Raw genomic sequence first — 9,730 nt, forward strand, 5'->3', positions numbered from 1 at the left:
AGCGCTGATCATGACCGCTATCGGTCTGGCTGTAGCTGTGCCTGCCGTGCTGGGCTACAACTGGCTGGTGCGTCGTAACAAGTCGGGCATGGAAGCAGTTCGCGCCTTTGGTGCCGATCTGCACAGCGTGCTGATGAGCGGCGGTCAGTCGGCCAAGAAGGGCTAAGCCATGGGAATGAACGTCGGGAGTGATTCCGGCGACGATGATGAGGTAGTGTCTGCTATTAACACTACCCCACTCGTGGACGTGATGCTGGTTCTGCTGATCATCTTTCTGATCACCATCCCTGTCGTCACGCACACAGTGCCGGTCGCGTTGCCGAAAGAAACCAATCAGGCCAACGAAACGAAGCCCGAAAACATCAATATCTCGGTTACCAAGGATGGTGATGTGTTCTGGAACGAGAAAATCGTGCCGGACAGCAATACCTTGGTCGACAAGCTGAAGGCCGTTGCTGTCAAGAATCCGCAGCCGGAAATCCATATCCGTGGTGATCAGGGCGCGCGATACGAGTTTGTTGGTAAGGTGGTAACCGCCTGTAACCGTGCTGGCATCGTCAAGGTGGGTTTCATCACCGAGCCGCCGCCGCGTGGTTGATCGGGCAACCTTTTTAAAGGAATAAGCCATGGGCATGAATGTAGGCTCAGGTAACGGGTCTGGTGAACCGGAAGTCATGGTGGACATGAACACCACGCCGTTGATCGACGTGATGTTGGTGTTGCTGATCATGCTGATCGTCACCATCCCGATTCAGTTGCATGCAGTGAAGCTGGACTTTCCGGCAGGCAATCCACCTCCTCCGACGGTGGAGCCGGAAAAGCACCAGATCGATATCGACTTTGACGGTACGGTATTGCTCGATGGTGCCGTGGTTCCCAACCATGCAGCGCTCGAAGCAAAGTTGCGTGAATACGCAGCCAAGCCAGAGCAGCCCAATGTCTTGCTGCGGCCCAACAAGCTGGTGCCGTACAAGAGTGTTGCCGCAGTCATGGCCTCGGCTCAGCGCCTTGGCGTGATGAAGATCGGTCTGATCGGCGGCGAGCTGTTCTTGTTGTTGTTCCGGGACGGCATCGCTTTGCGATGCCGTCTTCCTATGCTCCCTTAGTTTCTGGATTTGAAAACAATGACGCGCAACCGTTCTTTGTATGCTGGCCTGCTGTTCTGTGCTTTGATGGGTCTTCCCATGGTGACTGCGCTCAATGGCGCGCCTGGTGTGGCGCATGCCGATGAAGCGCTGCGCCCGGAAATCGGCAAGCCCTTGCAGGCTGCCGGCGATTTGCTGAAAAAGCAGAAATACCGCGAAGCGCTGGCCAAGATCCACGAAGCCGACGCGGTAGGCGGCAAGAATGCACATGAGACCTATATGGTCGAGCGTCTGCGCATGAGCGCGGCATCCGGCGCCGGAGACACCCAGCAAGTGGTGCGTTCGTCCGAAGCGGTGCTGGCCTCGGGGCGTTTGTCGCAGAACGAGAAGCTGTCGGTGATCTCCAATCTGGTGGGTACCTTCTACCGCGCCAAGGATTATGCCAACACCACCACCTGGGCCAATCGCTACGCCAAGGAAGGCGGTACTGATCCGAAGATTACCGGCCTGGTTTCGCAGTTGCGCTATATGAGCGGCGACTTCGCCACTTCGGCCAAGGATGCCTTGGCGCAGGTGCAGGCGGATGAAAAAGCTGGACGTACCCCGAGCGAAGACAAGCTGCAGCTGCTGGCCAATTGCTACTTGCAGCTCAAGGATGACAAGGGCTACCTGGCCACGCTGGAGCGTCTGGTCAAGTATCACCCGAAGAAGGACTACTGGAAGGACCTGATCAGCCGCACCGAGCGCAAGCAAGGCTTTGCTCAGCGCCTGGCGCTGGACCTGTATCGGATCCGTCTCGCTACCGACAATATGCGCGGTACCGACGACTATATGGAAATGAGCCAGCTGGCCTTGCAAGAGGGCTTCAATGCCGAAGCCAAGGCCATCGTCGACAAGGGTTTTGCTGCTGGTGCGCTGGGTGCTGGTGGTGATGTAGCTCGCCAGAATCGCCTGCGCGACCTGGTTGGCAAACGCATCGCCGAGGACGCCAAGGCTTTGGCTCAGGCTGAAACCGATGCCAATGCATCGGCCGATGGCACCCAGCAAATCAATTTCGGCCTGAATCTGGTGCAGCATGGCAAGAACGACAAGGGTTTGACCTTGGTCGAGACTGGCTTGAAGAAGGGCAATTTCAAGCGCCCTGACGATGCCAAGTTGCGCGCCGGTATTGCCTATGTAGTGGCAGGCCAGAAAGCCAAGGGTATTGCCCAGCTGAAGACGGTACAGGGCAGCGATGGTACCGCCGAAGTGGCGCGACTGTGGATGATGTACGCACGCTGAGTGCGTGAAATGCAATGCTTGCAAGCGCGTCCGTTTCGGGCGCGCTTGTTTTTCGTCAATTTGCGATATTAGCAAGGGCTGATTGACATCTGTCTTCGCTTGACTAATTGAGAGCAAGTATCATGAAGCTTCTTAAAGGCATTGGGCTATTGTGTGCTGTGGTCGGCTTGGTTATGCCGGCACAAGCCCATACGGCAGATATGAACAAGACGCTGCGTTATTATTTTCGCGCAGCGGAAGCCGGGTTCGATCCGGCTAAATATACAGATCATTATTCTGGCATTATTATTCATAATATATTCGAGTCGCTATACGATTACGACTATCTGGCTCGGCCGATGAAGCTGCGCCTGAAAACCGCAGCAGAAATGCCCAAGGTTTCGGATGATGGCAAGGTGTATACCTTCAAAATCAAGCAGGGGATCTATTTTGCAGATGATCCTGCCTTCGGTGGTAAAAAGCGTGAGCTGACCGCCCAGGATTATATCTACTCGATCCAGCGCATGGTCGATCCGGCGCATCGTGGCGCGCCGTGGGACTTTCTGTATAAAGGCAAGGTGCTCGGTCTTGATGAAAAGATCGCTGCGGCCAAAAATGGCAAGTTTGATTATGATAGCCCGGTAGAAGGCCTGGTGGCGCTTGATCGCTATACCTTTCAGATCAAATTGAAGGCGCCCGATTACAATATGCCCTATATCATGGCGGTACCGGCCAATGTGGCGGTGGCGCGTGAAGTGGTGGAGAAATATGGTGATGAACTGGATGCCCATCCGGTTGGCACCGGCCCGTATAAATTGAAGCTGTGGCAGCGCCGCAATCGTATTTTGCTGGAAGCTAACCCGAATTTCCGTGGCGAGCGCTATGAGCCGGTTGCCGGCGCCACCGGTATTGATCCGGTTGTCCATAAGCAATTGCAAGGGAAGGTGTTTCCACAAGTCGGTAATATCGATATTCGCATCATTGAGACCCCGCAGTCGGCCTGGCTGGCATTCGATGATGGTGGCCTCGATGTGATGGCTGAGTTTGATGCCAGCTATGTCAGTGTGGTGGCGCCGGGTGGCAAGGTGGCCCAGAAGTATCTGGATCGCGGCTGGCAATATGAACGTATTGCGCCATCGGCCATCCAGGTGAAGCAATTCAATATGGAAGACCCGGTAGTGGGTGGATACACGCCGGAAAAGGTCGCATTGCGCCGTGCTTTCGCCCTGGCATTCAATACCAATAAGATGATCTGGCTGGTCAAGAATGGCCAAGCCACGGAGGCTAATTCACCACTGGCACCATCGATTACTGGGTTCGACCCGAATTTCAAAAATGCCTTGCATGAATTCAGTCCGGCCAAGGGCAACTCACTGCTTGACCTGTTTGGCTATAAGGATTGCGATGGCGATGGCTTGCGCGAGTTGCCCGGTTGCAAACCGCTCACCATTACCTATCTGACCTCGATCGGCAAGGATGATCGTGATGACGAGGCCATGGTGCAAAAAAGCTGGGCGCTATTGGGCATCAAGTGCGAGATCAAGAAAGTGCAGTTTCCGGATCTGTTGAGCGCACGCGATACCGGCAAATTCCAGATGGCGGTATTTGTGTGGAATGCCGACTACCCCGATGCGGAAAACTTTATGCAGCTGCTATATGGTCCGAACAAGGGTGCGGTCAATAATACCCGTTTCGAGCACAAGGAATTCGATCAGCTGTACCGGCAGATCGCAACCATGCCGGATTCTCCTGAGCGCAATGCAAAGTTGCGCCGCATGAGCCGCATTGTGTCGGCCTATGTGCCGTGGGCCTATGAATTCCACACGCTGTATAGCCATGTGTCGCAACCGTGGGTACAGGGTTACAAGCCGTTCCCGACCGGTTTTCCGTATTTTCTCTACACCGATATCGACACGAAGAAACGCGAGTCGATTCTCGGCAAGCGCGCAAATTAGGGAGCCGAGCAATGCCACTGTTTTTATCGATATGTGTAGCCGCTGATTGCCTGGCCATGCCGCCATCCAGCACCGGGAGCCATGCATGAGCGCCTATCTGTTTCGTCGTATCTGGCAGATGATCCCCACCTTGCTCGGGGTGATTCTGCTGGTGTTCTGTATTTTCCATCTGTTCGGTGCCGACCCCAGCGCCATTCTCGCCGGCAAATTTCCCAACAAGGAAAAGGTCGAGGCGATCCGCCAGCAACTGGGCCTGGCTGATCCCTGGTGGGTGCAGTTGTGCATCTTCCTCAAGCAGGTGGTGACCTTCGACTATGGCCGCAGCTGGAGTACCAATGAGGTAGTGACTACCTTGCTGGCGCACCGGGCACCGGTCACCCTCACCATCATGCTGCAGGTGTGGATTTTCGACGCCATCATTGCCGTGTCGCTGGCCATGTGGGTGTCGTACCGCCGTGGCTCGCTCACCGATCGCACCGTGGTGGCGATCTGTACCGCCGCCATGTCGATCAGCCTGCTGCTGTATGTTGTGATCGGCCAGTATGTATTCGGCCGCGTGCTGGGCTGGTTCCCGGTCAGTGGCTGGGCGCCGGGCGATTTGTGGACCAATCTCACCCGCTTTGCTCCTTTGCCGGTGCTGCTGATCATGCTGGTGTCGATTGCCCCGAGCCTGCGCCTGTATCGCTCGTTCATCGTCGAAGAAACCAATCAGGATTACGTGCGCACCGCGCGCGCCAAGGGCGCCGGCGAAAACCGGGTGATGCTGGTGCATGTGCTGCGCAATGCCATGGTGCCGATTGTCACCAATGTCGGCATGCAGCTGCCGGGCCTGCTGGTCGGGTCCTTCCTGATCGAGAAGGTGTTTTCGATTCCTGGCCTGGGTAGCGAAATCGTTGCTGCGGTAGCGAATAACGACTTCCCGGTGATCAAGGCGATCACGGTCTACACAGCCATGCTGACCATGCTGGCCAATCTGCTGGTCGACCTGCTGTACAAGCGCCTCGACCCACGCGTCGAATTGAAATAGGAGGGAAGCATGGCGCAATCCCAATCAAACGGTTTCTGGGCCGCCGCCGGCAAGCGCCTGTGGCAGAGCCATCTTTCCAAAGTCTGCGTAGCCATCCTGGTGTTTTTTGCCGGTATGGCCATCGCCTCCAAGCTGGGCCTGGTGGCATCGGGTTGGTCACAGGAAGTCGGCGTGTCCTATGCCAATCCGAGCTTCATGGCCAATGCGGAGAACATCCAGGGGCAGAACAGCCTGATGAAGGGCCGGGTCGAGACCATCGATGCCGAGACCCGCGAAGTCGACCCGCTGGCACCGTACTACGACAAGATCGTGGCCGGCGCCAAGCAGTATGAAACCCAGGCCCATGAATTGGCGTGGAGCCTGCCGCTGGGTGGCGACAAATGGGGCCGCAGCGTGCTGCTCAAGGTGATCAAGGGTGGCGAAGTATCGATGACGGTGGGCGTGCTGGCGGCTTTGCTGGCGGTGACCCTCGGTACCATTCTCGGCGCCATCGGCGGCTATTTCGGCCGCGCCATTGGCGATGTGCTGGAGTGGTTCTACAGCATCTTCACCTCGGTGCCTTACATCCTGCTGGTTCTGGCCATTGCCGCCGCGGTGCCGACCAAGGGGGTGACCACGGTGATCGTGGTGCTGGGCCTCACTGGCTGGACCCATGTCTACCGTCTGGTGCGTGCCGAGTACATCAAGCAGCGTGGTCGTGAGTATGTGCAGGCGGCCAACGCCATCGGCGCCAGCCATCGCCGCATGATGTTCGGCCATATTCTCCCGAATGTCAGCCATCTCACCCTGGTGCAGCTGTCGCAACTGGTGATCGACTTTATCAAGGCGGAAGTGGTGTTGTCCTTCCTTGGCTTTGGTGTGCCCACCAACTCGATTTCCTGGGGGGTGATGATCAACGAGGTGACGGTGGAGCTGGTGCTCGGCAAATGGTGGCAGCTGGCCACGGTGGCCATCGTGATGTCCACCTTTGTGGTGGCATTCGGCCTGTTTACCGATCTTCTGCGCGACGCGCTCGACCCCAAGGCCAGCCGGCGCTGAGGATGCATTCATGACGCAAACCAATCTGCTTGAAGTCAAAAACCTGCGCGTCTCCTTCCGTATGGGCAAACAGGAGACCTTTGAAGCGCTCAAGGGCGTGAACTATGTGATTCCGGCCAATAGCGTGGTGGCGCTGGTCGGCGAATCCGGTTCCGGCAAGTCGGTATCGGCGATGGCCTTGATGGACCTGCTGCCGCGCGCCAATACGATCATCGATCCGGCTAGCCAACTGTTATTTGAAGGCCGCGATCTGCTCAAGGAATCGGAAGGCGAGCGCCGCGCGCGCTGCGGCCAGCAGATTTCCATGATCTTCCAGGATCCGATGACCTCGCTGAACCCGGTGTACCGGGTGGGCGAGCAGATCGGTGAAGTACTGCGCCTGCACAAGCCGCTGAGCAAGGCACAGGCCCGCGCCCGCGCGCTGGAATTGCTGCGCGAAGTGGGCATTCCCGATCCGGAAACCCGCATCGACAGCTATCCGCACGAGATGTCGGGCGGCCAGCAGCAGCGCATCATGATCGCAATGGCGATCGCCTGCGAGCCCAAGTTGCTGATCGCCGATGAGCCGACTACCGCGCTCGACGTCACCATCCAGAAGCAGATTGTCGAATTGCTGATCAAGCTGAAGAACAGCCATGGCATGAGCGTGCTGTTCATTACCCATGATCTGGAGCTGGTGCGTGAAGTGGCCGACCATGTGGTGGTGATGCAGCAAGGGGTGATCAAGGAGCAGGGCCCGGCAGCACAGGTGTTCAGTGCCCCCAAAGACCCGTATACCCGTGCACTGCTGGCCTGCCGCCCCAGCATCGACAGGCGGCCCTTGCAATTGCCGGTGGTGGAGGACTTCCTGCAAGGGCGTGAGCACTTGCTGCCGCAGGGCGAGCGCGCGCGCGGCGTGGCGGCCAGCGACCCGATCATTCTGGAAGTGAAGGGTTTGAAAAAGAACTTCCGGGTGCGCACCGGTCTGTTCAGTCACAAGGATGTGGCGGCGGTCAAGGATGTGTCGTTCAAGCTGGCGCGCGGCAAGACGCTGGGCATCGTCGGCGAATCCGGTTCCGGCAAGACCACCTTGGGCAAGACCATCCTGCGGCTCAATTCCTGCGAGGGCGGCACGGTGCACTTTGATGGCAAAGAGCTGATGTCGCTGAGCCCGGCGCAGTTCCAGCCCTATAAGCGCCGCCTGCAGATCGTGTTCCAGAACCCCTATGCCAGCCTGAATCCGCGCTTTACCGTGGGCGATATCCTGCTGGAGCCGATGCGTATCCACGGCATTCACGATAGCGATAGCGACCGCATCGACCATGCCATGCAGCTGCTCAAGCGGGTAGGGCTGACGGATGCGGCCTTCCGCAAGTATCCGCATGAGTTTTCCGGCGGCCAGCGCCAGCGGGTGAGTATTGCCCGTTGCCTGAGCATGAAGCCGGAGATTCTGGTGTGCGACGAGTCGGTATCGGCACTCGATGTATCGGTACAGGCCCAGGTGCTCAATCTGCTGCAGGAGCTGCAGGACGAATACGGCATGAGCTATCTGTTCATTTCGCACGATCTGAATGTGGTCAAGTACATCTCCGATGAAGTGCTGGTGATGAACCACGGCGAAATGGTCGAGCATGGCAATGCCGACGAGCTGTATCGCAATCCGCAGCATGCCTATACCCGAAAGCTGCTGGCGGCGATCCCCGGCCACGGCTAGGTCGGCCGCGGGTGCAAGCGAAAAAGCCGCTATTCATAGCGGCTTTTTTGTCGGGTGGGATCGGCGCAGAACGAATTCACCTGGCCGGCAAAGGCGCAGCAGCGCTGTCCTCCCAGGCACGCCTGCCGGCTGCCTACTTGCGGCTGCCGCCCTTGGCTGCCGCCGCCGTCGCGGTACTGGCTGCCTTGATGCTGGCGTCGGCAAATTCGGCTACCTGGCGCGCTGCCTTGGTCATGCTGTCATAGGCGGCCTGGGTGGCGGCCGCGCTGGACTTAAGCGCATTGCCGAGCAGATCGCCGCCGGCAAGCGGCACCGGTGCAAATTGCCCCAAACCGCTCATCAATACCTTGTGGCTCTCGCCAAACTGGCTTTCTGCTTGCCGTACCAGTTCCGCCTGGGTTTGGGCAGCCAGTTCATAGATATTGCGCGACAAATCGAGAATATTGCCTGCAGCCTGGCTGGTCAGCTCGGCCCGTACTGCCATGGCCGACTGCACATCCTTTACCTCGGCCAGCCGCGCGGCATTGCGGGCAGCATCTTCGACTGCCTGCTTGACCGTGTCGATTTGCAGGTGCAGCAATCGCTCGGCACCGTCTAGCGTGATGCGTGCCATACGCAATGCCGCCTCCAGCTGCTGCTGGTTCAATTCGCTGTTTGCCTGTACTGCCATGGTTTGTATCCTCGCTGGGTAAGTGCTGCTGAATGATGCTTCGGGTATAGTTATGTTGCTTCGCACAAGAATTGATTCTAGAAACCGGGTTTTACCGTGTCAACGCGATACCGGGCGTTCTGGAGCAAGGCGTGAAATCAAAAGAAACACCTGGGGACATGTATGGCCGATAACGAAAAACGCATCATCAAAAAATATCCGAATCGTCGTCTGTACGATACGGCTACCAGCTGCTACATCACGCTCGATGACGTGAAGCAATTGGTGCTGGATAACGTCGAGATCGTCGTCGAAGACGCCAAGACCCATGAAGACATTACCCGCAGCGTGCTGCTGCAGATCATTCTGGAAGAGGAGAGCGGTGGCGCGCCGATGTTCAGCTATGACGTGCTGACCCAGATCATCCGCTTTTACGGCCATGCCATGCAGGGCCTGATGGGCAATTATCTGGAAAAGAACATGCAGTTGTTTACCCAGATGCAGCAGCGCCTGCAGGAGCAGGCGAAGACGGTGGGCGAGAATCCGCTGGCGGCCAATTCCAATCTGTGGGGCGAGTTCATGAAATTCCAGGCACCGGCCATGCAGAACATGATGACCAGCTATCTGGAGCAAAGCACCAATATGTTTGTCGATATGCAGCAGCAGCTGCAGGACAAAGCCAAGAATATGTGGACCGGCTTCGGCTTTCCGCCCAGTGGCACGGACAAGAAGTGACGCAGCTGGCGGCCTGAATTAAAATCGCTACCCAGTTTGGCGGGCATGCCGGTCGGCATGCCCGCATTGCATTTACAGAGAACGAATGATGACTACACCGCGTGTTGGCTTTGTCAGCCTGGGTTGCCCAAAGGCACTAACAGACTCCGAGCAGATCCTCACCCAGCTCCGTGCCGAGGGTTATGAGATTTCTCCGAGCTATGAGGGCGCCGATCTGGTGGTGGTCAATACCTGCGGCTTTATCGATAGCGCAGTGGCAGAGTCGCTCGATGCCATCGGCGAAGCGCT

The 9,730-nt window shown here is 57.5% G+C and carries 10 protein-coding genes and 1 pseudogene; 10 read left to right on the forward strand and 1 reads right to left on the reverse strand.

Features of this window, described 5'->3' with window-relative positions:
* Positions 1 to 10 precede the first annotated feature (10 nt).
* The 8 genes from ACE3OH_RS14360 (at position 11) to ACE3OH_RS14395 (ending at position 8,058) form a co-directional block, all read left to right on the forward strand.
* Positions 11 to 166, forward strand: a complete 156-nt coding sequence (locus ACE3OH_RS14360; protein ID WP_374354188.1) for a hypothetical protein — start codon at positions 11 to 13, stop codon at positions 164 to 166.
* A gap of 3 nt (positions 167 to 169) precedes the next feature.
* Positions 170 to 598: an ExbD/TolR family protein gene (locus ACE3OH_RS14365; RefSeq protein WP_374354162.1), complete on the forward strand. Its 429-nt coding sequence runs from the start codon at positions 170 to 172 to the stop codon at positions 596 to 598.
* A gap of 28 nt (positions 599 to 626) precedes the next feature.
* Entirely contained in the window at positions 627 to 1,106 is a 480-nt protein-coding gene (locus ACE3OH_RS14370; protein WP_374354165.1) for an ExbD/TolR family protein, read from the forward strand.
* Positions 1,107 to 1,124: 18 nt separating this feature from the next.
* Complete coding sequence (locus ACE3OH_RS14375; RefSeq protein ID WP_374354168.1) at positions 1,125 to 2,366, forward strand: hypothetical protein; 1,242 nt, start codon at positions 1,125 to 1,127, stop codon at positions 2,364 to 2,366.
* 338 nt (positions 2,367 to 2,704) lie between these two features.
* Positions 2,705 to 4,300 (forward strand): ABC transporter substrate-binding protein, encoded by a 1,596-nt coding sequence (locus tag ACE3OH_RS14380; RefSeq protein WP_374354170.1) that lies wholly within the window; start codon positions 2,705 to 2,707, stop codon positions 4,298 to 4,300.
* 85 nt (positions 4,301 to 4,385) lie between these two features.
* Positions 4,386 to 5,327: an ABC transporter permease gene (locus ACE3OH_RS14385; protein ID WP_374354173.1), complete on the forward strand. Its 942-nt coding sequence runs from the start codon at positions 4,386 to 4,388 to the stop codon at positions 5,325 to 5,327.
* Between the two features lie 9 nt (positions 5,328 to 5,336).
* Positions 5,337 to 6,365 carry an ABC transporter permease gene (locus tag ACE3OH_RS14390; RefSeq protein ID WP_374354176.1) on the forward strand — a complete coding sequence of 343 codons (1,029 nt, stop codon included), beginning with the start codon at positions 5,337 to 5,339 and terminating at the stop codon, positions 6,363 to 6,365.
* A gap of 10 nt (positions 6,366 to 6,375) precedes the next feature.
* Positions 6,376 to 8,058: an ABC transporter ATP-binding protein gene (locus ACE3OH_RS14395; RefSeq protein WP_374354179.1), complete on the forward strand. Its 1,683-nt coding sequence runs from the start codon at positions 6,376 to 6,378 to the stop codon at positions 8,056 to 8,058.
* A gap of 133 nt (positions 8,059 to 8,191) precedes the next feature.
* On the opposite strand, the gene ACE3OH_RS14400 is transcribed toward ACE3OH_RS14395, so the two are convergent.
* Positions 8,192 to 8,728, reverse strand: coding sequence for a phasin family protein (locus tag ACE3OH_RS14400; protein WP_374354182.1), 537 nt, complete (start codon positions 8,726 to 8,728; stop codon positions 8,192 to 8,194).
* 162 nt (positions 8,729 to 8,890) lie between these two features.
* Here ACE3OH_RS14400 and phaR point away from each other — a divergent pair, with 162 nt between their 5' ends.
* Positions 8,891 to 9,442: a polyhydroxyalkanoate synthesis repressor PhaR gene (gene phaR / locus ACE3OH_RS14405; protein ID WP_374354185.1), complete on the forward strand. Its 552-nt coding sequence runs from the start codon at positions 8,891 to 8,893 to the stop codon at positions 9,440 to 9,442.
* An 85-nt stretch (positions 9,443 to 9,527) separates the two neighbouring features.
* Positions 9,528 to 9,730 (forward strand): annotated as a pseudogene (rimO, locus tag ACE3OH_RS14410) (30S ribosomal protein S12 methylthiotransferase RimO); the annotation flags it as partial.

It is taken from the genome of Chitinimonas sp. (assembly GCF_041904975.1).
Classification (GTDB): Bacteria; Pseudomonadota; Gammaproteobacteria; order Burkholderiales; family Chitinimonadaceae; genus Chitinimonas.